This is a genomic window from Vibrio sp. NH-7 (assembly GCF_053643215.1).
The window spans coordinates 506,725-529,720 of sequence record NZ_CM132188.1; the positions used below are offsets into that span (position 1 = coordinate 506,725).

The following is a 22,996-nucleotide window of genomic DNA, read 5'->3' on the forward strand; positions in this document are numbered from 1 at the left end:
TCAACTGAGGTGGATGATATGGATCGGCGTGTTTGCTCCCTCTTTAGTTTGGGTCACGCTGACGTTTTATGAGGTGACTTGGTGGGCGGAAAATGTGGTCACATTTCCTAGCCTGTTTTTTATCACCTATCTTTTTGTTGCCTGTGTGCTTTTGTTTTGCCAACGATGGGTGTGGTCGCTCATCAGTTGCAGTTTTGCTGCTGTTTTTTGGTTGCTTAGCCCGGTGAGTGTGCAGAAAGTCTCCCATGAATGCGCCAATGCGATTACGGTGGCGCAGTACAACTTGCTTTATGACAACGAAAACCTGAATGAAGTGCTCAGCTATCTTCACAATCACGCTTTTGATTTGGTTGTTTTGCAAGAAGTCTCGCCACCTGTTGGGGAGAAAATCCAATTGCTGGACGATATTTATCCTTATATGTATGGGGGACAAGAGGGCGTTGGTTATCCTTCTGGGCAGATGATACTCAGCCAAACGGAACTCAGTGGTTTGTCGGTATATTGGACGTCCGATCGACAGGCTATTATTCAAGGAACATGGCGACCAAACAAACAGCAAGCCTTTCAGTTGATGACGGCTCATCCACCTTCACCGAGGTCATTAGAGCTGTGGCAACGGCGTAATGCGTTAATGAGTGAAGTGGGTTCTTTGTTGTCCAATCATTCGTATGATGAAGTTTTGATCGTCGGTGATTTTAATCTGTCGGCGATTAGTTTGCGATTCGCACGTCTTTTCCCCAGTTTCCAGACCGCGCCAGTGGCAAGTTGGCCTAATCGATTAAAGCATTGGTATGTGCCAGCAAGCTTTATGATAGCGATTGATCACTTATGGCTAAAATCCACGAATGAAGGGCGGAGAATTTGCCAGCGAGAGAGCAAGCAAAGCCCAAGCGGATCGGATCATCGCTTGATTGTCACTGAAATCGGGTATTAGAGACGCAAACCGCCACTCTTAGAGTGGCGGTTTGGTTAATCAGCGCAGATTAGCTGTGGTTGCTTTCTCTGTGTTTGTACTGGTAGTCGACATCGACAACGGCTTTATACTCAATCTTGCCGTCAATCGTTCCAAACTCTTTCACCGCGACGTTCATATCGTTGACGATAATACTCTGGTAAATCGCGTCATTTGGCCCAGTGACGAGTTTATTTTCTAGTTCATTTTGTGACATCTGTTTGAACTCCTCAACGAGGCCAAAACCCGCTTGATACGCTTGCTCTTTTGATGCGTAACTATCTGTTGTAAACGTGCGCTCTGACAGTACCGTTGACGTTGCTGCAAATACCGATGTGCTCAAAACCAGTGATGCTAATAGAATGATTTTTTTCATACGGGTTTCTCCTCTTGGCTAACCGTTGAGAACCATACTATCTTCAGTTACGTAAGAGGTCAGTCAAGGTATGTAAAGATAATCCTAGGTTTCGTAAAGGATTTGTTGATTATGATTACATGCCGATTGCTCGATCCTGACATTGGTGTTTTTCTTTCGTTTCTTGTCAGAGAGACGACATAGTGACATCAGAGTATGGGATATTTGATACTGATATTGGGCGTTAACGATGCTCTGCAACCATAAAAAGCAAGGATGAATGATGAGAGCTGGGTTGGTAACACTGATGTGTTGTTTGCTGTTGGTAGGGTGTGGAACCAAGTTTGTCTACAACAACATGGACTGGCTATTGATCGATTACTTGGAAGACTATGTCGACCTAAACAGTGACCAAGAGTCGCTGATTGAGCAGAGGGTGGCGCTACTGAGTGAGTGGCACCGGAGCGAAGAAATACCTAACTATGTTGAGCATCTGGACGAGCTGATGACGCTTGACCTAAAAAATCTGACCGCCGCTCAGTTAAACGCGCAGGAGGAGAAGCTGCGTGCGCATACCGATCGCATCGTCAAACGGGTTGCGCCTGATCTTGCCCAGTTGATACATAAACTGTCCGACGAGCAAGTGGATGAGTTAATGGACAACATTCGAGTCAGGCACAGCAAATACAAAGCGAAATACAGCCAACTGAACGAGGAGGAAGTTCGCCAAGTGTACGCTGAGAGAATCGCAGAAAGTATGGAAAACTGGCTAGGCAGATTAACAAAGGATCAAGAACGCTTGGTTGAACAGTGGTCAAACGATTTGCAGATTACGACCTCGGATTGGAGCGACCACCAAACCAACTTACGAATCAGAATTAGCCAACTGCTGAATCAGCGGTCAGATTTGAACGCGACAGAGCGAGAAATGAACACCTTACTTGTTGAGTCTGAGAGTCTGTATTCGCCTATGCTACGGAGCAAAATTGAACACAATCGTGATGTTGCGACTCGCTATATTGTCGAAATCGCCACTCAAGCCTCGGATAAACAAATCGAACACTACCGAAAAGAATTGAGCGACTGGAAGGAGATAGCTTTGGCGATACAGTGAGTTTGAGCTCAGTGTGGTCGATAGGTTGTTTACCGCCAAGGGTGGGTGCAGTACATTAAATCATCAACAACCAGTTTCGCAACAATACTATGGAATGGATTCTGTTATTTATCGCGGGCGTGTTGGGGGGCGTTCTAAATAGCGTGGCAGGCGGAGGCAGTTTTATCACCTTTCCGACGCTGCTTTTCGTTGGCGTCCCTCCCATTTCCGCAAACGCAACCAATACCTTTGCTGTGTGTGCCGGCTACATCAGCGGCGCTTATGGCTTTAAACAAGAAATCTCACAGACTAAGCAGATTGGTTCGATCATACTTTGGAGTCTGGTTGGCGGAGGGCTAGGCGCTTATTTTCTGCTGACGATTGATGAGAGCGCATTCCTCGAGTCGATTCCTTGGCTACTGCTGTTCGCCACGGCTCTTTTTCTTTGTGGGCAACATATCAATCAATTTTTCGTCCGTTTCGCCAGTCGTTCGACGATTTCGCCGATTTGGGCCAAATTGTCGCTGGCCATTTGTCTTGTGCTTGTTTGCGCTTACGGTGGCTTTTTCAATGCAGGGCTGGGTGTTGTTATTCTCAGCTACCTAGTACTCGCCGGATACAGCAACATCAATCAAATGAATGGCATCAAGTTGCTTGTTTCATCGTGCGTCTCGATTATCGCAATTGTGCTTTTTGTTGCGAATGGAGCGGTCGATTGGCAGCGAGGGTTTGTCGTGATGCTTGGCACACTAGCTGGGGGGTATGTGGCGGCTCGGGTATCAAGAAACATCGCGCAGCACCACATCAAAAATTTTGTCGCACTGTCTAGCATTGGCATGACGTGTTACTTTTTCTGGGCGACGTACGCATAAGCGAGCATGTGTTAGTCATCACATTGCCATAGTTTTTGAGGTTCTTTTAGAGTTATTTTTGTTCAATTGTCAGATACTTAATGCGAGAAAAAGCGGGTTAATCATCTCGTAAGATGGGAGGATGTATGAACAGAAAGCTCGGTCGTGTTATGTCAAACAGCCGAATGGTTAGCTTTGTTGCATTTTTGGCTGCTGTGTTTGCGTGGGTGCTCAAAATGCCTGCCCTGATGACGGTCTCTATTGTTGCTCTGTTCTTTAGCGCTGCGCTCTATCTCTACGATAAGTACAAAAGCAACGAGTCTTCTTCAGGTTCTTCCAAGCAAAAAAAGAGCGCTTAACGCGCTCTTATCACTCGTTTCGCTCAACGTTAGAAGAACCCTAAAGGATTGACATCGTAACTGATCAGCAAGTTTTTGGTGTTTTGGTAGTGATCCAGCATCATCTTGTGGGTTTCACGTCCGATACCTGATTTTTTGTATCCACCGAACGCCGCGTGTGCTGGGTAGGCGTGGTAACAGTTTATCCAGATTCGGCCAGCTTCAATGTTGCGCCCCATTCGGTAGGCGAGGTTTTGGTCACGTGTCCAGACACCAGCGCCCAAGCCATATTCAGTGTCGTTAGCTATCGCCAGTGCTTCTGCTTCGTCTTTAAACGTCGTCACAGCAATGACCGGACCAAAGATCTCTTCTTGGAACACGCGCATTTTGTTGTGACCTTGAAGCAGCGTTGGTTGAATGTAGTAGCCTGACGCCAAATCATCCTGTTGCTTGGCAATATCGCCACCAAATACCACTTTTGCCCCTTCTTGTCGTCCAATTTCCAAGTAGCTCAGAATCTTGTCAAACTGCTCTTGAGAGGCTTGTGCCCCAACTTGTGTATCGGTATCTAGTGGATTGCCTTGTTGGATCGACTTCGCTCGTTCGGCAACTTTAGCGACAAATTTGTCGTAGATAGATTCATGGACCAGAACGCGTGATGGACAGGTACACACCTCGCCTTGGTTAAAGAAGGCGAGCAGAGTTCCCTCAATACACTTGTCTAGGTACTCGTCTTCGTGATCAAACACATCGGGGAAGTAGATATTTGGTGATTTACCCCCTAGCTCCACCGTCGATGGAATCAAGTTTTCAGCGGCACATTTCAGAATATGGTTACCGACTTCCGTTGAGCCAGTAAATGCAAGCTTGGCAATGCGGTTACTGGTGGCCAATGCTTGTCCCGCTTCGCTACCAAAACCGTTGACGACGTTGACAACGCCCGCAGGGATGAGGTCGCCGATTTTTTCCATTAACAACAAGATTGATGTCGGGGTTTGCTCCGCTGGTTTAAGGACGACACAACAGCCCGCAGCCAATGCAGGCGCCAGTTTCCAAGCCGCCATGAGCATTGGAAAGTTCCATGGGATGATTTGGCCAACCACGCCGATCGGCTCTGGGAAGTGGTAACTTGCGGTGTTTACGTCCAATTCCGCTGCACTACCTTCTTGGGCGCGAATACAGCCTGCAAAATAACGAAAATGGTCAACAACGAGTGGCAGATCTGCCGCAAGCGTTTCGCGAACAGGCTTTCCGTTTTCCCAAGTTTCCGCCACTGCGAGCTCCTCGAGATTTGCTTCAATTCGGTCAGCTATTTTGAGGAGGATATTGGCTCTTTCAGTGACACTGGTTTGCGCCCAGGTCGCGCGGACATTGTGAGCGGCATCCAGTGCCAATTCGATGTCCTCTTCAGTTGAGCGTGCTACTTTACAGTAAGGCTGACCGTTGATAGGAGAGGTGTTGTCAAAGTATTCACCACGGGTTGGCTTAACCCATTCTCCACCGATGAAGTTGTCATAGTGAGTTTTGAAGGTAACAACAGAGTCCGGACTGCCAGGTTGTGCGTAAATCATAAAATATCCTTATACATTTCTCGTTTGGTTTGATGAGCACTCGTTGTTGCTCATTTATTGTTTCTCATCAGATAACGCAAATCACAGACCAGATGTTAAAAACTTGTTGTAAAAAGTTTGTCGCGCTAGAGTTGTCAGGGCGTAGAGAGTGTTGTTTAAAACGCAGATAAGGCGAACAGGTGTTAACAAAATGTTCACCTGTTCCAAAATGGAACACTTTAATTGTTCACAAATGGAACAGCTATGGATATACAAACGCGTCAGTTAGAGTCTTGGCTTGCTTCTTCTTGGGAGCGAAGCTCAAATGCAGGATTGAAACAGGTTAAAAAGCCGGACGATATCAATGTAACGGGTGCACTCCTAAAAGAGCGTATGCACAATTCAAGCTCGGTAATAGAAGCGGTTGAGCAGTGCGCTTTGCCACTTTTTAATCAGGTCCTTGCGAGAACAGACAGTCGTTTGATTCTGACCGACGCAGAAGGGGTGATCCTAGCGAGCTGGGGACAAGAGCGGTTCCGAGAACGTTTGATGTCGATTGCGCTAGAGTCAGGCACTTGCTGGCAAGAGAGACTTAAAGGCACGAATGCGATAGGGACGGCGCTTTACGAGAAAAAAGCCGTCTCCATTATTGGCGAGCAACACTTTATTAAACAGCATCGCTTTATTAGCTGCTCGGCCAGTCCGTTGTTTGACTATCAAGGGGAGTTGGTCGGGATACTCGATATCACAAGTGAGCAAAGTAAGCACGATGTGACGACCCAACTGTTGGTACAAAACATGGTCCAACTGGTCGAGAATCAACTGCTCACAAGTGCGCCTGGGGGGGTAACGCAGATCAACTTGGCACAAAATGAATCGGTTCTAAACAGTGGTTGGCAAGGCATCGTAATTGCCGATGAATATGGCCAGATCGTGGCGCACAATCAAGTTGCTAGCCAGCTTATGCCTGATTTTCCGTTACTTGGTGAGTCGTTTGAAACTGTTGTAAAACAGCCCGACCACAACGCCGATCTCGTGTTTGAAAAGCGTTCATTGAACAAACAGCGCAGCCGAAAATCTCCCTTGTCTGCTTCTTGCGAGCTTCATTATGGGGATCACTACGTGGAGCAAGCGTGGCAGCAGGCACTTAAAGTGATAGGAAAAGACATTAGCCTTTTGATTCTTGGAGAAACCGGGGTCGGTAAAGGGGAGTTCGTTAAAGCACTGCATAAACAGAGCACGAGACGCAGCCAGCCTTTGGTTACCGTCAATTGTGGTGCGCTGCCCAAGGAGTTAATAGAGTCTGAGTTGTTTGGTCATGCTGCGGGAGCTTTTACGGGGGCGAGTAAGCAAGGTTACCTAGGTCGTATTAGACAAGCGGATAAAGGCATTCTTTTTCTCGATGAGATTGGAGAAATGCCGCTAGATGCACAATGTCGATTGTTGTCGGTACTCCAAGATAAGGTTGTTATGCCTGTTGGTTCAACGCAGTCTTGTCAAGTTGATATTCAGGTGATTGCTGCAACGCATCAAGACCTCCCCAAACTGGTCTCAGAAGGGCGGTTTCGTGAGGATTTGTACTATCGACTTAATGGTTTGATGGTGAAATTGCCAGCTTTAAATGATCGCCAAGACAAAGCGGCGGTGATTGAGGCGATCCATGCGAAACATCGCGAAAATCGGCAAACCATCTCAAGCAGCCTTATGCTGTTGTTGACCAACTACCATTGGCCGGGCAATTTTAGAGAGTTAGATAACTTAATCAAAGTCTCGTCGGTGATCGCTAGCGATGAGCCAGAGTTGCGTTTGGAGCATATTCCATCCCACTTGTCGCAGTTGTTACAGCGCCAACCAATCAAAGAAGCGAGCAGAGAGGGCGGTGATTTGCAGTCTACGCTCAATACAACGCTAATCGAAACCTATCAAGCGCACAACGGGAATGTCAGTAAAGTGTCGCGGATACTTGGTGTGAGTCGAAACACGGTGTATCGCAAGTTAAAGGCGCTGGGTTTAATTTCCGGTTGAGCTTAGTTTGTTGAACAAATAAAAAGAGTAGCATTTCTGCTCCTCTTTGTTTTGAAACCTAGCCGATTACAAGCCGCCTTGCTGCTGCGCTTGTTTTACTAAAGCCTGACGTTGAGCTTCCTTATCTGTTACCACTTTATTGTCCTTTGAAGTGTTGTGTTCCTCAGCCTGTGGAACGAATACAAAGTACTTATTAATAGTCATCTTAAGAACCTCAATTAAATGTTATTTAACCATCCAGGTTAGAGTAGCCACCGATAGCCGGCACAAACGTGCGCGGTTCCTTGTATAGGTTTCAAAAAATAGAGGATGCTAACTCAGTTAACATCCTCCATGAATGGTTAATTATAGTATGAGTCTTAGGGTTGAATAAACACTAAACTCATCCTTTTGTTTAAACGTCGTAAGTTGTCGACGCTGTATCGCCGCCTGTACCAGTCCAGTTAGTGTGGAAGAACTCGCCACGTGGGCGGTCAGTACGCTCGTAAGTGTGAGCACCGAAGTAGTCACGTTGAGCTTGAAGCAGGTTCGCAGGTAGACGAGCTGTTGTGTAACCGTCTAGGAAAGATAGCGCAGAAATCGTACATGGCATTGGGATACCAGACTCTAGAGATTTCGCTGCGACTTTACGCCATGCTGCTAGGCTGCCTTGCAGGATGTTTTTGAAGTACTCATCAGAACCTAGGAACGCGATGTCTGGGTTCGCTTCGTACGCATCACGGATGTTGCCTAGGAATGCAGAGCGGATGATACAACCACCACGCCACATTAGGGCTACATTACCGTAGTTTAGGTCCCAACCGTTCTCGTTAGACGCCTCGCGCATAAGCATGAAGCCTTGAGCGTAAGAGATGATCTTAGAAGCTAGTAGCGCTTGACGCAGTGCATCAACCCACTCTTGCTTATCGCCTTCAACTGGTGTGATTGTCTTGCCAAATAGAGACTCAGCTTCAACACGTTGGTCTTTCAGTGCAGATAGACAACGAGAGAATACAGACTCAGAGATAAGCGTTAGTGGAATACCTAGGTCTAGTGCGTTGATACCTGTCCATTTACCGGTACCTTTTTGGCCTGCAGTGTCTAGGATCTTTTCTACTAGCGGCTCGCCGTCTTCATCTTTGTAGCCAAGGATGTCAGCCGTGATTTCAACAAGGTAGCTATCTAGCTCAGTCTTGTTCCAGTCAGCGAATACTGCTTGCATCTCGTCTGCAGACATACCAAGACCGTCTTTCATGAACTGGTATGCTTCAGTGATAAGCTGCATGTCACCGTATTCGATGCCGTTGTGTACCATCTTAACGAAGTGACCCGCACCGTCGTTACCAACCCAATCACAGCAAGGCTCACCAGCGTCAGTTTTTGCTGAGATACCTTGGAAGATAGGCTTAACCGCTTCCCAAGCTTCCGCTGCGCCGCCAGGCATGATTGAAGGACCGAAACGTGCGCCTTCTTCACCACCAGATACACCAGTACCGATGAAATGAATGCCTTTCTCACGGCAGTGCGCTACGCGGCGGTTTGTATCTGGATAGTTAGTGTTACCACCATCGATGATGATGTCGCCTTCGTCTAGAAGTGGGATTAGGTTGTCGATGAAGGTGTCAACAACGTCACCTGCGCGAACCATTAACATCACTTTACGAGGCGTTTCTAGCTTCTCAACGAGTTCTTCTAGTGAGTATGCACCAACGATGTTGGTGCCTTTTGCTGGACCTTCTAGGAACTCATCTACTTTCGCAGCAGTACGGTTGTGAGCCACGACTTTAAAGCCATGGTCGTTCATGTTTAGGATAAGGTTTTGACCCATAACTGCTAGGCCAATTACACCGATATCACCTTTCATTGTTTCTCTCCAATTTTCCTATTTGGACGCTCGCATTACGCGATTTTTGCTGCTGCGTCAGAATCTAAGTACCACTCCGTTTCTCCAGTCTTAGACTGAATCTTCGCTGCTGGGTATGGCAGTTCGTTTGCTGGAGTAGTATGAATTTCGTTTACGATGTCAACTTTGCCTGCACCAAGCACTAGGTAGCTGATTCGTTTAGCGGCTTCCAAAACTTTTGCTGTTTTAGACACACGAATTTGGCCAGACTCTGGGTGAGAAGCCAGTACCGATAAGTTCGCATCTTGGTAGTCTGTTTGACCTGGGAATAGCGACGCGGTATGTCCGTCTGCACCAACGCCAAGCAAGATCCAATCGAAAACAGGCGTGCCATTTTCAGTTGGAATCACTTCCGCCATTTCTTTTGCAAAACGCTCTGCTTCCGCTTTTGGCTCATCTTCACCACGGATGCGGTGGATGTTCTCAGCAGGTAGATTTACTTGAGAGAAGAGCAGAGCATTTGCTTCACCGTAGTTACTTTCCGCGTCATCAGGCGCTACGCATCGCTCATCACCCCACCAGAAGTGTAGGTTTTGCCACTGAATAGAAGTTGCGTACTCCTCGGTTGCCAATAGCTTAAACAGCATTTTTGGTGTGCTACCGCCCGAGAGCGAGATATGAACTGGGCGATCAAGTTCGCTGTACGTTTTCATATCGTTCGCTAGGCTTTCAACAACCTGCTCGGCTGTTTGGAAGATCTTATGGTTGATCATAATTCACAGTAATCCGTATCGGTTAGGTTTTTACACGGGAAGCGCCAAGCGCGGCCATCTCGTTGAAGTAGGTCATCCGCTTCTTTTGGTCCCCATGTACCACAAGCGTAGCCAAAGAGCGCTTGAGGATCTTGTTTGAAATCTAGAATAGGTTGCACGTATTTCCAACATGCTTCAACCGCATCACTACGTGCAAATAAGGTTGCATCGCCGTTTAACGCATCAAGAAGTAGGCGCTCATAAGCTGTCAGCATTTGGGTTTCTTGCAGGTCAGCATAGTGGAAGTTCATTTTCACTTCCTTCGCTTTAAAGCCTGCGCCCGGCTCTTTCAGGCCAAAGCTCATTTGGATGCCTTCGTCTGGCTGAATACGAATAATCAGTTTGTTCTCAGGGGCATTTTGACCAAACACTGGATGTGGCGTTTGTTTGAAGTGAATAACGACTTCAGTCACACGAGTTGGAAGACGTTTGCCTGTACGTACGTAAAATGGCACGCCGTTCCAACGCCAGTTGTTGATGTGCGCTTTCAAACCAATGTAGGTCTCAGTTCGAGAGTCGTCAGCCACACCGTTTTCTTCACGGTAACCCAGCAAATGCTGGCCACGTACATCAGAGGCGGTGTATTGACCTAAAACTAGATCGTTGCGTAGGTCTTCTTCTTCAAGCGGTTTTAGGCATTGAAGGACTTTGACCACTTCGTCGCGCATAGAGTCTGCGTTGATCTGCGCTGGGGGTTCCATACCAACCATAGCCAAAACCTGTAGTAGGTGGTTTTGGAACATGTCGCGCACCGCACCAGAGCCATCGTAGTAGCCGCCTCGCTCTTCTACGCCTAAGAATTCTGCGCCTGTGATTTCCACGTAATCAATGAAGTTTCGGTTCCAAAGCGGCTCAAACATCGCATTTGAGAAGCGGAAAACCAACAGGTTTTGCACTGTCTCTTTACCTAGGTAATGGTCGATACGGTAGATTTGATGTTCTTGGAAATGCTCGTGAATTTCCTTATCGAGCTTTTGCGCCGATTCCAAATCGTAGCCGAATGGCTTTTCAATGATCAAACGCTTCCAACCATCTTGCTCGCCGTTTAAGCCATGCGCTGCGAGGCTTGCAGGTATAACACTGTAAAGGCTAGGAGGTGTGGCAAGGTAGAAAAGGGTATTGCGCTGCTCAAAACCATATTGGTCAGACAGTTGATCAAGACGGGTAACCAGTTTGCTGTAGTCTGCGCTATCGGAAGTATTGATCGCTTGGTAGTGCAAATGATTGATGAATGCGTCAAGCGTAGCAGGCTCTGTTTTTTCCATTTCCTGAAGTGATTTCTTCAGCTTGTCGCGGTAAGAGTCATCACTGTACTCTGTGCGGCTGACACCAAGAATAGCGAAGTTTTCTGGAAGCTGCTTACTCGCGTAAAGGTGGTATAACGCGGGGATCAACTTACGATACGTCAAATCACCCGAAGCACCAAAAATAACGATGCTGCTGTTTTCTGGTATTACCATCATCTTTCCCTTAAAAACGAGGTAGTTATTCTGTGACCATTGAGGGCCGCTTACATGCAGCCAAACCTAACAGTGGTAATAAGTTTTTGATAATTGGTCTTACCTATTGCTCTGATAGGTAAAACCGACAGTGCATCTTGGCACGACCTGTTGAGCAAGGTAATGCCTATGCAAAGCGAGTTCACTCTCGATTCGGCAGCGTATTGTCTACGACTATTTGATATACATCAACCTTTGAGAAGGCAATCGATTAAATTATGACTGGTTTTTTTGTAATGCATTGATTTTAAGGGTGAAGTTATTTGTTGGTTACTTATTCCTATTTAGAGTTAAAACTCTATCAAAGGGCAAGTAGCACGGTGTCAAAATCTGTCTTTTAGATGCGCTTTGACTTTGTAGATATGGGCGCTCCTGTCAAAGTCCGTGATTTGATCCTCGTGAAGGAAGAGTGATGCGTACTCTTGGTCGAGCGATTGCTCCAAGAACAGCAAGTAGAGTTTCGGGTCGATATGTCCAGACGTTGCCATATCGGTCATGATGTTGATTGACTCAGTGAGTGTTTTTGCCTTCTTGTAAGGTCTGTCACTTGAGGTCAAGGCTTCAAAAACATCAGCGATCGCCATGACTCGTGCAGGAATAGAAAGCTGGTGCTCCGCTAGTCCTTTCGGGTAGCCTTTACCGTCGATCCTTTCATGGTGGCCACAAGCGATTTCGGGTACTTGTTTCAGATGTTCAGGATAGGGCAAGCGATTCAGCATTGTGATGGTTTGGATTATATGGTCATTGATAATGAATCGCTCTTCGTCATTCAATGTGCCACGTTTGATGGATAGATTGTACAGCTCGCCCCGGTTGTATTTGAGCTCTCCAGGTTGCAAAACAAAAGCTTCTTGCCAAACATCTTTAGGGTTCACGTTATCTGGCCACGGGACATGATGAACAGGTTTGTCGAACAGCAACGGCTCCATTACCGGTAAAGTTTGCGGTTTCCCGGCGCGTTGTTTTTCAATCCAAGAGACGCCGAGCTGATCATCCAATGTGCGCTTCCATTGATACTGGCTGATCTGCTCTAGCCTTTGAATCGAGTCATCGTCCATACTTTCGCCGCCGATATTACACTGAGCGACAAACGCGAAGTCTTCATCTAACTGTTGGTGTGTGGCGTTGAGATCTGCGATCCGTTGCGCCTCACTGCCTTGGTCATTTGCTCGTGCTTGCCAATAGTCGATTTCCGCTTGCGCTTTTAGTAGTTCAAAGCGCATTCGGACTTCATGAATGCGATCGTAGATGGTTTCTAGTTTGGTCGCTTTGTCGATTACGTATTCAGGTGTGGTTACTTTGCCACAGTCATGAAGCCAAGCAGCCAAATGTAGCGCTTCCCATTCGCTGTCATTCATCGAGAAGTTTGAAAAATACTGTTTGTCTGAACATGCCGCTTGAGTGAGCATTTTGGACAGCTTAGGCACACGTTGGCAGTGGCTGCCAGTGTAAGGGGATTTGGTGTCAATGGCCGAGGCAATAAGCTCCACAAAGGCATTGAGCATCTCTTTTTGTTCGCGGATTTTATCGATGTTTTCTTTCGCGAGTTGAGCAAAACTGAGCAGCTCACGTAAAAAAGCGTGCTTATCGCTTTGCTCTTGAGTGATAGCTCGTTCATATCCAAGTAACAGGATACCGACCAGTTCATTGTTTCGGTTGATCAACGGGAACAAATAAAAGTCGGAGTTATAGAGGTTGTCTTTGTACTTGGCGACCGTGTTGTCTGCACGGTTAAAGTGAAGCACGTCGCCTTTTGATAAATCCTTGAGTATCCAAGCGGTAGATTTTAGAAATGCGTTGATATCGATTTTAAACGGGATAATCGCGTGGTTGGCTGCGACATCAAATGGGCTATCGGAGGACTCTTTGGTATAGAGCACAATGGTTTCGGCTCGGGTAACCAAGTAGCTTTGATGGGTAATGGTTTTTGCCAATACAGAGAAATCTTGGTTGCTTGCGGTCTCACGCAGTAGGCGGAGAAGATCGTGCAACGTGTGTTCCATCAGTTCGATAGATGTGGTCAAGTTGGCTACTTCTTTGATCACACTCTTTGAGTATCGTGTTTTCTTGAAATCAAAACGGGCAATGCTATCTGTCTGATACATCAGATTTTGTAACGGGGTTGCAAGCCTTTGTGCCACAAACCAAACAACGACGAAACTCATCGCCATCAGTGAGAACGCAACGGTAATCTGTTTGTCTCGTAGCGACAATAAGTTAGAGAGCAAATCATCTTGAGGCGTCGCTTCAGCTAAAAGGATGCGAGTGTGTCGATTCAAATTGACGGGCGTGAGAGTGATGGACCAATCGATACCCTCCGCGGTAGCTTTTTCATACAGTATTTGACTAGAAACACGATCGAGTATGCCAGCGAAAAGGCTCTTCTCTAACATCTCCCTTGCGACTTGGTCATCGCCGCCGAGCTCAACGCCACTTCTGTGCTGAGCCAGGACACGGAACTGGTTATCAAAAAGAATCAGCTTGCTTGACTGTGAGTGACCGAGTTGGGCGATTTGTTCAGAGAGAGAATCCAGTGTGAAATCTGCACCGACGACAGAATTGCCATCGGGACTGCGCCTGGAAAACGTCATCCCATTGGTTTTTAAAAAGTAGAAAAAATAGGGCTCGGTCAGGCGAATATTGCCATCTTGCTTAGCGTTTTGAAACCACGGTCTACTGCGAGGATCGAACTGGTTGTCGTTGGTTTTCCTTGTCTCAATCGTGGCGTAATTCTCATCGAGAAAGAAGAACACATTGGTTCCGTCTACGGCGGTTTGGTTGATCATAAATGTCGCGTCATCCGGAGCTTTAAATCGGTCGCGATCTTGACTTGAGCGTAAAGATCGAAAGAGTGTTAGGTGGCCTTGTTCATTGGCGGAATATAAGGCGACCAAGCCAGGGCTACGTTGAAAAATGAGGTTGATGGAGGTTAGGAGTCGGCGCTCTTTTTCTAGTTTGACGTTTTCTTCAACAATAGTACTGAATGCCATGAAATCGAGTGTCGTCAGAATGGGACCCGTTTTTAGCTGAAACGTGGATTCAAGCTGTCGACTGTTTTCCTCACTCAGAGCTTTGGCGCTGCCAGCTAACAGTTCTTGGGCATGGCGGTAGCTAATCGCAATCAGTACCGATCCTACTAATGTGGTGAGGATCAAAAATAAGCTCGTTATGTGAATGCTGAGTGAGTATTTGCGTTTTCTCATGGTTCACCTTTAGTGATTAACTTACTAAGTATTAGCCGAAAGTGATGGGAGTGCATAAAATCACTACGATATTCGTCCATAAAGGAGGAATGGGAGAAACTGAAATAAAACCTTGTTACCATGAAGCTTCTTTGATTCAAGGGCGTGAATACAGGATGAAACTACAAATCGATACTCATACTCATACCTATGCAAGTGGTCATGCATACAGCACACTCGTAGAGAATGCGAAGGCGGCGAAAGCAAAAGGCTTAACCCTGTTTTGTACCACGGACCACGCGGAGTCCATGCCGGGTGCACCACACTATTGGTTTTTTACCAATCAACGTGTTCTGCCCAGATTTATAGAGGGTGTTGGTGTTATCCGAGGTGTAGAATCGAATATTCTAAATTCAAATGGTGATGTGGATATCCATCCCACGACTGATCGTCATCTTGATTGGGCGATCGCCAGTTTCCATGAAGCAGTGTTTAAACCGGATAGCAAGTCAGCGCATACTGAAGCTTTGATCAATGTGATTCAAGGTGGCCGTGTTGACGCTCTTGGCCATTTAGGCAATCCCAATTACGACTTTGATTTTGAGGCGGTGTTAACCTGTGCCAAAGCCCACAATGTGGCTATCGAAATCAACAATACAACCTTGCGCGGAAACAGCCGTGTGGGCAGCGTCGAGCGGTGTTATGACATCGCCACATTAGGCAAAGAGATCGGCGTCTTTTTTACCACAGGCAGTGATGCCCATTTCTGCCAAGACATTGGAAACCTGGATCTGGTTTCAGACTTGCTTGAAAAAGTCGCAGTGCCGAAGGAGCAAGTGATTACCCATAGCGCGCATCAGTTTTTAGACTTTTTAGCGCGTCGCGGTCGAGCTCCAATTGAGGAGTTTGAGCATTTATAAGTCGAAACAAAATTCGTTACACAGAGACTTTGCTTTTCAGTACACTGCAACCCCCTAAATAGCTAATAAGAAAAACGAGATGAGAAAGTTATTACCAGCTTTAGCTCTGATGTTGTCTGCGAATGTTTATGCGTCAGACTTTGATCTGAAAGCAACAATGAAGCAGATGAAAGTGGAATTTAAACAGGCTGCAGAAGCAACCGAGATCGTACGTATGCAAGCCGCTGTCGACAATCTCTCTGATTTGGTCGAGCAATCAAAACGTGGTGATTACCCACCAGAAAAATTTGATCTCTACTTTGAGGGCTTCACAAAGTTATCTCAAGCGCTTGACGCAGTGGACGCGAAACTAGAACAGGGTGATCTGGACGCGGCGAAGCAAGAACTCCGACAGGTTGATGCTTTGCGTGAGGAATACCACGATAAACGTAACCCAAGTATTTGGAGCAAGCTGTTCGGTTAAACCGTCATCTACAGTTGACTGCTTTGAGTGAGCACGTCTCTTTATTGAAAATCTTATGACAGCGAACGAGTTTTAATCGCTCTATTCGGGCTTTTATTACTCGTTCGTTATATAGTGACCTTCTAATTGCTGAGGGCAGTCATGAGACACATCGCCAAGTTCCAGAAAATCATGTTAGCGGCAAGTGCTCTAAGTTGGGTACTGGTCACTCTGATGCCTGTGAACAATGCGCACGGCTCTTCGGCGGGCGTATGGGCGACGCTCTGTACCATTAACGGTTTCGTTCTTGTTCAAGTTGAAGAGGGCAGTTCGACCACTCAGCACAGCAAACCTTGTCCATTTAGTCACTTTTCGACCTTCCATCAGGATTCGCTTCCAACACCACTCTACTTAACCAACCATCGCTTGGCTAAGGTTCATGCGTATGCTTATTTGGCTCTAAGCCTGCGTTATGAGTTAGCCGTCCCGAGAGCGCCTCCGCGTACCGCTAATTCTTAACGTTACTCTGTTCCACTGTTATTCCCGTTATCAAACAGGCGGCCCTTTAGCTCTTCTGTCACGTAGTTGATGAAAGCTCGCAATCTAGCAGGCATATATTTGGTTTGCGCATATTGCATTGCGACTCCGCCGTGATAGTTACTTTTTATCGTCCAATCTTCCAATACTTGTATTACTTCGCCTCGCTTGAGCGAATCTGCAATCACGAAGTCGTGAAAAATCCCGATTCCTAGATCGTTCTTAACACCAGTTAAACGCATTTGCGAGTGGTTGACGGCGTATCGCCCTTTCACTGCGATGGAATGGTATTCGTCGTCTTTGAAAAAGTCCCAGATATGATCGCGATCGTTTTCCGCTAGATACAAACAATCATGATGGGAGAGTTCGGTTGGGTGCATGGGGGTAGTACGCTGAGCAAGGTATTCAGGGCTCGCGCAAAGAACCAGATTGGTACTGCCAATTTCTTTGAGTACCAGATTTTCATCCGGTTTGTCGGTAAGTTTAAATGCGACGTCGATGTTGTGGCGAATAATGTCGATTTCACCATCGGCAGCGCGCAGTTTGAGTTGGATGTCAGGGTACTTCTTGAGGAAGGGCACAACAAACGGTTGAAGGACAGAGTTGAGAAAGGCTTCTGGAGCCGCAACGGTCAGCGCGCCACGCATTTCAGTGTGATCGGAGGTCGACAGTTCCACCGCTTGCTTTGCTGCATTCACCATGATGATGGCTTGGTCATACACTTGTTGCCCAGATTGCGTGATGATCAGTTTACGCGTTGTTCTCTCAAAAAGTTTCACCGACAGTGAGTGTTCTAGCCTTGTGACCATTTTACTCAACGCTGATGGCGTGACATCGAGCTTTTTCGCAGCTGCGGTAAAACTGCCTTCTTCAACGATTAAAATGAAGCTTGCTAAATCAGGGAGAAGGGCAATGAGCTTGGTATTATTCATATATCTTCACATATTAAAATGTTTATAAATAAGGATTTTTTGAGAGAATGATCGGGTTTTACTCTGCCTGCGTAAGGTATTTTACTTGCCATTGACCTATGGAGGTAATCCCATGCAGCAGGCATATTATTTACTCGATCTTTGGGCAATGCTTGAAAACATTCTACTGGCTGCCCTGGTTGTCTTTTTCCTTTTCGGCGTCACGATTGCTCTAGACCGCCGCTAGTACACCTCATTTGTGCCTCAAATTCAACAATCACACTTGACCGAGAGGTGAAGTGTGATGATTGTTGTTGATCACTTGGAAGAACACCGGTTTGGATAATTCTGTATCCAAACGACATCATGTCAGTACGTTCTCAGTTTTGTTTTTACTACCTAAATGTGCAGTATCAATTAAATGTTTGGTGTATGCATTTAATTTAGACGCAAATTACTATAGCCAATGACAATGCATAAATGGCAGAAGTTAATATTAAGCAATACGAGTAATTAAATATAAATTTAAGTGCAGGGTAGGGGTTATTTATAAAATTAACACAACTGACGTGTTGGTTAATTATTTAACGATGGCTTTGCGTTTATCGATGTTATTTATTTAATTTGCATAAAGCTGCTTATTATATCAGCGCCATTGGTGATTGTTGGAACTAACCTCACTTAATAGCAGTTGTAAATATAAACTATAGGACTATTCAGTGATAATCTGCGCTTAGCAAGTGAGTGATAATTAATAATAAAATGATATGGCTAAACTTCCGACAAGGATTAAAACATGAGCGACAAGGAATCTAATCAAACCAATCGTAGCCGCCGTAGTTTTTTGAAAGGTGCAACGGGTGCCGTTGTGGCTGGCGTCAGTGCTTCGGCTTTTTCGGGTGTAGTTCAAGCGCAGCAACCCCGAATTGATTGGAATCAACAGCGTCAACGAAACAGTCGACGTTTTTGGCGAAAAGTGAAAAAGCAGTTCGTTTTGGATAGACGAACGACATACATGAACATTGGCACCACAGGCTCCATGCCGAAACATGTGCTCGAAGGTTATGAAGATAACAATAAGCTGGTGGCGAAACATCCTTGGGATATGAAGAACAAGTTTGGCTCTTGGCCTTATGTCGCTGAGATGGTCGCTGATGTCGCCCCGGGGTTTGGCGCCAACCCAGATGAAATTATTCTCAGCCGAAACACCACTGATGGTCTCTGTTCTATTATTAATGGTCTCCATTTTGAACCGGGTGACGTCATCCTCACCACCCACCATGAACACATTGCGGCAACGTCGCCATTAAACGTTGTTAAGCACCGGTTTGGTGTGGAAGTGGTCGAGATCCAGCTTCCAGTTTTTACTGGTACAGAAGAGGTGACACAACAAGACTATATTGAAGCGTTTCGAGAAGCGATTGAAGCGCACCAGAACGTTCGCTTAATCGTGTTTTCACATATCACATACAAAACCGGAACGGCTCTACCAGCAAAAGAGATCTGCTCCCTAGCTAAACAACATCAAATTCCTACGCTGGTTGACGGCGCTCATACCGTGGGTATGTTTGACTTGGATTTTCATGATATGGATTGTGATTTCTATGCTGGCTCTGGACACAAATGGCAATGTGGTCCAGGCGCAACGGGAATCTTGTATGTACGTGACAACGGCAACCGCCTCAATGAGTATTGGAGTGATCGAGACAATCCATTGTGGTTGATTAACTCCTCACTATCCCATGCTGACCACTTAGGTAAGCAGTTGCAAATGCAATACATTGGTAATGACAACTACCCAGCAAAGCAAGCGCTTGTTGAGAGTTGCAAGATGTGGGATGAGATCGGCCGTGATCGAATCGAAGCGCGCATTCTAGAGCTTAGCCAGCAATGTAAAACCCAACTGAGTTATGCGCTGCCTGATGCCAAAATGTACTCACCCAACGTAGAAGGGCTAATGAGTGGCCTAACCACCTTTAACCCACTCAGTGATGTGACGGACAAAGAGCGCTTAACCCTGTTCCGTGACCGATTACGTGAAGAGTATGGCTACATTGTTCGCACAACGAGCTTCAAGGTGCATAAAGACGACGCTCACCAGACCCACGCTCTGCGAATTTCGACTCATCTATTCCACGATGAAAGAGACGTTGATGGATTGGTTGAAGCGATCGTCGACCTATATTACTCATTCTAATAAAGATAAATGAAAGCGCCCGATGTAGGGCGCTTTGTCAAAGAGAGGAATTCTCACCATGTCAGTGAAACGCTGGACACGAAAGATAACGGCGCTTGTTGTGGGCTTAACTTCTCTGCTACCACAATCTGCATTAGCCAGTGATCTGGAGAGAATTAAGGAGAGCGGAGTTCTGCGCCATATTGGTGTTCCGTACGCAAACTTTGTTTCTTATATTGACCAAGGAGAGGTTCAAACGCTAACGGGGCTGGATGTTGAGATCATTAAAGGGTTCGCACGCTCTTTAAACGTTCGCTATGAATACGTTCCAGGCAAGTGGAACAACGTTGTGGGTAAGTTGACTGGCCAGCAAGTGGAGTATAAAAACGCTAGATTGGTCGTTGGTGATGACATGCCCATCGAAGGTGACTTAATCGCTAATGGTGTGACCATTCTTGATTGGCGAAAAGAAGTTCTAGATTTCTCGGATGACTACTTTCCTTCCGCAGTCTGGTTGGTTGCTCGCAGTGATTCCACATTGAAACCTATTAAGCCCACGGGCTCAATCCAACAAGATATCGCGATGGTCAAATCGCTTATCTCTGGTAGAGACGTGATGGCGATGGAGCACTCATGCTTAGATCCAAATCTCTATAACTTATACGACACTGGTGCCAATGTGATTTTGCCTAGCGTTCAGCGACGTTTGAATGAAATGGTTCCAGCTATCATGAAAAACGACGCGGAGAGCACCTTGCTTGATGTTGCCGATACATTGATTGCACTGGAGAAATGGCCTGGAGAAATCAAAGTGATCGGTCCTATCTCTGAGCATCAGCGCATGGCGGTGGCATTTCGTAAAAACTCTCCAGAATTAAAAGCGGCTTTCAATCAATATTTACAATCAATTAAACAAGATGGTACGTACCAAGCATTGGTCGAAAAATACTACCCGTCGATTTACTACTTTTACAATGATTACTTCTTAGAAGACAGTAAGAAAAGTATATGAAGCAGTCTGCAAGAAAAATATCAAGCCAGAAGATCATTTCCGTTTGCGCAATATTAGTGTCGCTTTATTTGGCGATGATTATTACGGTCACCAGTTTGGGTCAAGATAAACTTAAAGCGGCCCAATATAGAGAACTTGACCTTAAAGTTAAAAGTTATGCGAGTACATTGGACAATTTGTTTACGCTAGCGAGTGAAGATATTGACCATTTATCGACCGATAGAACGGTACAAACGTTTTTCGCCAATCTCGCATCGGGTATGTCCATGGAGTATGGCCTTGGCGCCAGCTTGATTAATCTGAAACGCAAGCTCGTGGAGAAGTCGAGCAGTAAAGCGGTCAATAATCAAATAATTTACCGACAGATAACCTTGACCGCACTCGATGGCTCTACCATCGCCAGTACTGAAAAAAGCGCGCGCACCTTGAACGATACTTCCCGTTTTATAGACGTAGAGTCAAGGTCTGATGGGGTGACTGCGTTTCAAAGTGCGTCCGGCGTTGTCATTCAAGTTGTCAAACCCGTTATGTTTTCTGGTAAAGCGGTCGGTTATCTGATCGCGGATATCAACAAAGCGGTGGTCATTGCACAGTTAACCAATCAAGAACATGAAGACAGCTATAGCCGACTGGTTCTGCAAATAAACGACGCAGAGATGAAAGTCTGGGATTCTATCAGCCGGACTCTAGATATTGACGCCACATCCACCAAGGAACTGAATGTAGCACTCGCGGAGAAGATCTACTTTGAAGTGCCCGTCGACCACCACCATTTTAAGTTAATGGCATGGTTTGAATCCTTGAGCGAGCGCGACCTATATACCTCACAAGCCTTTATTACCGGGCTAAGTGTGCTAGCCATAATGATCGTGGTCGGCCTACTTTACGCGTTTAATCTCAATAACACGCGTGTAGGGCTTAAAATAAAGCTAGAAGAAGAGAAAAAGCGCAAAGAGTTTTTGTCTGAGCAAAATCAGCGTTTGGCGAGTGAAGTCGAACGCCGAAAAGCGTCGGAAGAAGAACTCGCATTTCAAGCGAAACATGACTCGCTAACAGGTCTGCCAAATCGCGTTTATGGCTCAGAGCGCTTGGCTTTGGAACTGTCACGCGCCGAGCGAGTGGGTTCAAACGTATTGGTCATGTTCATCGACCTCGACCACTTCAAACAAATCAATGACTCCATGGGGCACTTTGTTGGAGACGAAGTGTTGAAACTGGCGGCAGAACGCTTACAAAATGCAGTACGTAAGACCGATTTGCTCGCGCGTATTGGCGGCGATGAGTTCCTCTTGGTTATCCCTGATTTACAAGATGCTGACAGCGCAAAACGTTTTGCAACAACTGTCCTGTCTGTGTTCAACGAACCGTTCGTTTGGCAAAACCATGAGTTCTTCCTATCGGCAAGTGTCGGAATGTCGATGTATCCTCAGGATGGAGGCAATGTGGAACAGCTTCTTGCCTGCGCCGACATGGCAATGTACCGCGTGAAGCAAGATGGTCGCAATGCATTCTGCTTCTATGACCACAACATGAACCAAGACTTACAGCGCTTCTTAGAACTAGAAAGTCGCCTTCGTCATGCAATATCTCATAATCTTCTTGAGCTTTACTATCAGCCAATCATTGAACTTGATAGCGGTAAGATTGTTGGTGCCGAAGCCTTGATGCGTTGGAACGACGATAAGTTCGGTTTTGTTAACCCTGAAGAATTTATCGCGATAGCTGAGAAGAACGGTTTGATTCATCAGCTAGGGGACTTTGCGATTCGCCAAGCGTGCCAACAGGCGGCTCACTGGCAATCTGTTGCATCTCTGTTTGTGTCGGTAAACTTCTCAAGTGTGCAGTTTAGATACTGTGAGCGCCTCTTTGAGCAGATCAAACAGCACCTCGAAGAGTCGGCACTGCCTGCTGAAATGTTCGATGTGGAAGTTACGGAAAGCTTGCTCTTCAATCACAGTGGCGACCTGATGGAAATGTTACACAACCTACGATCACTTGGCGCGAAACTCACCATTGATGATTTTGGTACCGGTTATTCCGCATTAAGTTACTTGCAGAAGTTTCCGTTTGATCGCCTTAAGATCGACCGCAGCTTCTTGCAGAACATGTTTGAGAATGACTCAGACCGTGAGCTTGTGAACGTGATTATAGCGATGGCGAAAGCGCTCAATCTGAAGATCGTCGCAGAAGGCATCGAAGAACAGCGTCATGTGGATTACCTGAAAAACCTAAACTGTGAGTTCGGACAAGGTTTCCACTATAGCCGACCATTGCCTGCTAAGGATTTTGAAGCACTTTTAGCGAAGCCGACTTGGCTATAACTCCTTTCATTACAACCTCATAGAAAAGTATTAACTGGATTCGTGCCTCGGATTCATTAATGCTTTTCCACCTTGAGGGATAATCGTTTTTCCTTCCTTGAATTACACTACACTTAATTGATAAGTAAGTGCCTGTGATGCCCGTCACGTAAAGGCTCAACCTAATTCTAATCGAGTGAATACTCGACACTATAAACA

The 22,996-nt window shown here is 46.2% G+C and carries 19 protein-coding genes; 11 read left to right on the forward strand and 8 right to left on the reverse strand.

All coding sequences use genetic code 11. The features are described 5' to 3' along the window. Positions 1 to 13: 13 nt before the first annotated feature. Entirely contained in the window at positions 14 to 934 is a 921-nt protein-coding gene (locus tag ACUALS_RS16565; protein WP_454449892.1) for an endonuclease/exonuclease/phosphatase family protein, read from the forward strand. A gap of 49 nt (positions 935 to 983) precedes the next feature. Here ACUALS_RS16565 and ACUALS_RS16570 read toward each other — a convergent pair whose 3' ends face one another. Continuing rightward, positions 984 to 1,328 carry a DUF3316 domain-containing protein gene (locus ACUALS_RS16570; RefSeq protein ID WP_454449893.1) on the reverse strand — a complete coding sequence of 115 codons (345 nt, stop codon included), beginning with the start codon at positions 1,326 to 1,328 and terminating at the stop codon, positions 984 to 986. 259 nt (positions 1,329 to 1,587) lie between these two features. On the opposite strand from ACUALS_RS16570, the gene ACUALS_RS16575 reads away from it, so the two are divergent. From ACUALS_RS16575 to ACUALS_RS16585, 3 genes are all read left to right on the forward strand, one after another. After that, on the forward strand, positions 1,588 to 2,421 hold the full coding sequence (locus ACUALS_RS16575; RefSeq protein WP_454449894.1) for a DUF6279 family lipoprotein: 834 nt from the start codon (positions 1,588 to 1,590) through the stop codon (positions 2,419 to 2,421). An 89-nt stretch (positions 2,422 to 2,510) separates the two neighbouring features. After that, positions 2,511 to 3,272 carry a sulfite exporter TauE/SafE family protein gene (locus ACUALS_RS16580; protein ID WP_454449895.1) on the forward strand — a complete coding sequence of 254 codons (762 nt, stop codon included), beginning with the start codon at positions 2,511 to 2,513 and terminating at the stop codon, positions 3,270 to 3,272. 125 nt (positions 3,273 to 3,397) lie between these two features. Next, the gene (locus tag ACUALS_RS16585; protein ID WP_038216652.1) at positions 3,398 to 3,610 is read left to right on the forward strand and encodes a hypothetical protein; all 213 of its coding nucleotides are present in this window, start codon (positions 3,398 to 3,400) and stop codon (positions 3,608 to 3,610) included. Between the two features lie 29 nt (positions 3,611 to 3,639). Here ACUALS_RS16585 and exaC read toward each other — a convergent pair whose 3' ends face one another. After that, positions 3,640 to 5,160 (reverse strand): acetaldehyde dehydrogenase ExaC, encoded by a 1,521-nt coding sequence (gene exaC, locus ACUALS_RS16590; protein ID WP_005473641.1) that lies wholly within the window; start codon positions 5,158 to 5,160, stop codon positions 3,640 to 3,642. A 243-nt stretch (positions 5,161 to 5,403) separates the two neighbouring features. Between exaC and ACUALS_RS16595 the strand changes: the two genes are divergently transcribed. Further along, complete coding sequence (locus tag ACUALS_RS16595) at positions 5,404 to 7,164, forward strand: sigma-54-dependent Fis family transcriptional regulator (RefSeq protein ID WP_454449896.1); 1,761 nt, start codon at positions 5,404 to 5,406, stop codon at positions 7,162 to 7,164. 66 nt (positions 7,165 to 7,230) lie between these two features. On the opposite strand, the gene ACUALS_RS16600 is transcribed toward ACUALS_RS16595, so the two are convergent. The 5 genes from ACUALS_RS16600 to ACUALS_RS16620 form a co-directional block, all read right to left on the reverse strand. Then, positions 7,231 to 7,368, reverse strand: a complete 138-nt coding sequence (locus ACUALS_RS16600; RefSeq protein WP_005473628.1) for a hypothetical protein — start codon at positions 7,366 to 7,368, stop codon at positions 7,231 to 7,233. Between the two features lie 190 nt (positions 7,369 to 7,558). Further along, positions 7,559 to 9,007 carry a decarboxylating NADP(+)-dependent phosphogluconate dehydrogenase gene (gnd, locus tag ACUALS_RS16605; RefSeq protein WP_039473728.1) on the reverse strand — a complete coding sequence of 483 codons (1,449 nt, stop codon included), beginning with the start codon at positions 9,005 to 9,007 and terminating at the stop codon, positions 7,559 to 7,561. Positions 9,008 to 9,042: 35 nt separating this feature from the next. Then, positions 9,043 to 9,759 (reverse strand): 6-phosphogluconolactonase, encoded by a 717-nt coding sequence (gene pgl / locus ACUALS_RS16610; protein ID WP_454449897.1) that lies wholly within the window; start codon positions 9,757 to 9,759, stop codon positions 9,043 to 9,045. Beyond that, a complete protein-coding gene (zwf, locus tag ACUALS_RS16615) occupies positions 9,756 to 11,258 on the reverse strand; it encodes a glucose-6-phosphate dehydrogenase (RefSeq protein ID WP_454450040.1) in 1,503 nt (500 codons plus the stop codon). Before zwf ends, pgl begins: the two co-directional genes overlap by 4 nt. 362 nt (positions 11,259 to 11,620) lie before the next feature. Beyond that, positions 11,621 to 14,500, reverse strand: a complete 2,880-nt coding sequence (locus ACUALS_RS16620) for an HD domain-containing phosphohydrolase (RefSeq protein WP_454449898.1) — start codon at positions 14,498 to 14,500, stop codon at positions 11,621 to 11,623. 155 nt (positions 14,501 to 14,655) lie between these two features. Between ACUALS_RS16620 and ACUALS_RS16625 the strand changes: the two genes are divergently transcribed. The 3 genes from ACUALS_RS16625 to ACUALS_RS16635 all read left to right on the forward strand — a co-directional run bounded on the left by ACUALS_RS16625 (position 14,656) and on the right by ACUALS_RS16635 (position 16,360). Then, positions 14,656 to 15,399 carry a PHP domain-containing protein gene (locus ACUALS_RS16625; protein WP_454449899.1) on the forward strand — a complete coding sequence of 248 codons (744 nt, stop codon included), beginning with the start codon at positions 14,656 to 14,658 and terminating at the stop codon, positions 15,397 to 15,399. Between the two features lie 79 nt (positions 15,400 to 15,478). Beyond that, positions 15,479 to 15,862, forward strand: coding sequence for a cytochrome b562 (locus ACUALS_RS16630; RefSeq protein ID WP_038136418.1), 384 nt, complete (start codon positions 15,479 to 15,481; stop codon positions 15,860 to 15,862). Positions 15,863 to 16,003: 141 nt separating this feature from the next. Continuing rightward, entirely contained in the window at positions 16,004 to 16,360 is a 357-nt protein-coding gene (locus ACUALS_RS16635; RefSeq protein ID WP_454449900.1) for a hypothetical protein, read from the forward strand. 2 nt (positions 16,361 to 16,362) lie between these two features. Here the strand turns inward: ACUALS_RS16635 and ACUALS_RS16640 are convergent, their stop codons facing one another. After that, on the reverse strand, positions 16,363 to 17,310 hold the full coding sequence (locus tag ACUALS_RS16640) for a LysR family transcriptional regulator (protein ID WP_454449901.1): 948 nt from the start codon (positions 17,308 to 17,310) through the stop codon (positions 16,363 to 16,365). Between the two features lie 775 nt (positions 17,311 to 18,085). Between ACUALS_RS16640 and ACUALS_RS16645 the strand changes: the two genes are divergently transcribed. Genes ACUALS_RS16645 through ACUALS_RS16655 form a run of 3 tightly spaced genes read left to right on the forward strand, consistent with a single transcriptional unit; the run spans position 18,086 to position 22,798 of the window. Beyond that, positions 18,086 to 19,486: an aminotransferase class V-fold PLP-dependent enzyme gene (locus ACUALS_RS16645; RefSeq protein WP_454449902.1), complete on the forward strand. Its 1,401-nt coding sequence runs from the start codon at positions 18,086 to 18,088 to the stop codon at positions 19,484 to 19,486. A gap of 58 nt (positions 19,487 to 19,544) precedes the next feature. After that, positions 19,545 to 20,477: a transporter substrate-binding domain-containing protein gene (locus ACUALS_RS16650; protein ID WP_454449903.1), complete on the forward strand. Its 933-nt coding sequence runs from the start codon at positions 19,545 to 19,547 to the stop codon at positions 20,475 to 20,477. Then, positions 20,474 to 22,798 carry a putative bifunctional diguanylate cyclase/phosphodiesterase gene (locus ACUALS_RS16655; protein WP_454449904.1) on the forward strand — a complete coding sequence of 775 codons (2,325 nt, stop codon included), beginning with the start codon at positions 20,474 to 20,476 and terminating at the stop codon, positions 22,796 to 22,798. The genes ACUALS_RS16650 and ACUALS_RS16655 overlap by 4 nt, the downstream gene beginning before the upstream one ends. Positions 22,799 to 22,996: the final 198 nt, after the last annotated feature.

Bases quoted from the DNA above. Each gene is read 5' to 3' on its own strand.
- ACUALS_RS16565 (WP_454449892.1), top strand. From the start codon at position 14: ATGATATGGATCGGCGTGTTTGCTCCCTCTTTAGTTTGGGTCACGCTG.
- ACUALS_RS16570 (WP_454449893.1), bottom strand. From the start codon at position 1,328: ATGAAAAAAATCATTCTATTAGCATCACTGGTTTTGAGCACATCGGTA.
- ACUALS_RS16575 (WP_454449894.1), top strand. From the start codon at position 1,588: ATGATGAGAGCTGGGTTGGTAACACTGATGTGTTGTTTGCTGTTGGTA.
- ACUALS_RS16580 (WP_454449895.1), top strand. From the start codon at position 2,511: ATGGAATGGATTCTGTTATTTATCGCGGGCGTGTTGGGGGGCGTTCTA.
- ACUALS_RS16585 (WP_038216652.1), top strand. From the start codon at position 3,398: ATGAACAGAAAGCTCGGTCGTGTTATGTCAAACAGCCGAATGGTTAGC.
- exaC (WP_005473641.1), bottom strand. From the start codon at position 5,160: ATGATTTACGCACAACCTGGCAGTCCGGACTCTGTTGTTACCTTCAAA.
- ACUALS_RS16595 (WP_454449896.1), top strand. From the start codon at position 5,404: ATGGATATACAAACGCGTCAGTTAGAGTCTTGGCTTGCTTCTTCTTGG.
- ACUALS_RS16600 (WP_005473628.1), bottom strand. From the start codon at position 7,368: ATGACTATTAATAAGTACTTTGTATTCGTTCCACAGGCTGAGGAACAC.
- gnd (WP_039473728.1), bottom strand. From the start codon at position 9,007: ATGAAAGGTGATATCGGTGTAATTGGCCTAGCAGTTATGGGTCAAAAC.
- pgl (WP_454449897.1), bottom strand. From the start codon at position 9,759: ATGATCAACCATAAGATCTTCCAAACAGCCGAGCAGGTTGTTGAAAGC.
- zwf (WP_454450040.1), bottom strand. From the start codon at position 11,258: ATGGTAATACCAGAAAACAGCAGCATCGTTATTTTTGGTGCTTCGGGT.
- ACUALS_RS16620 (WP_454449898.1), bottom strand. From the start codon at position 14,500: ATGAGAAAACGCAAATACTCACTCAGCATTCACATAACGAGCTTATTT.
- ACUALS_RS16625 (WP_454449899.1), top strand. From the start codon at position 14,656: ATGAAACTACAAATCGATACTCATACTCATACCTATGCAAGTGGTCAT.
- ACUALS_RS16630 (WP_038136418.1), top strand. From the start codon at position 15,479: ATGAGAAAGTTATTACCAGCTTTAGCTCTGATGTTGTCTGCGAATGTT.
- ACUALS_RS16635 (WP_454449900.1), top strand. From the start codon at position 16,004: ATGAGACACATCGCCAAGTTCCAGAAAATCATGTTAGCGGCAAGTGCT.
- ACUALS_RS16640 (WP_454449901.1), bottom strand. From the start codon at position 17,310: ATGAATAATACCAAGCTCATTGCCCTTCTCCCTGATTTAGCAAGCTTC.
- ACUALS_RS16645 (WP_454449902.1), top strand. From the start codon at position 18,086: ATGAGCGACAAGGAATCTAATCAAACCAATCGTAGCCGCCGTAGTTTT.
- ACUALS_RS16650 (WP_454449903.1), top strand. From the start codon at position 19,545: ATGTCAGTGAAACGCTGGACACGAAAGATAACGGCGCTTGTTGTGGGC.
- ACUALS_RS16655 (WP_454449904.1), top strand. From the start codon at position 20,474: ATGAAGCAGTCTGCAAGAAAAATATCAAGCCAGAAGATCATTTCCGTT.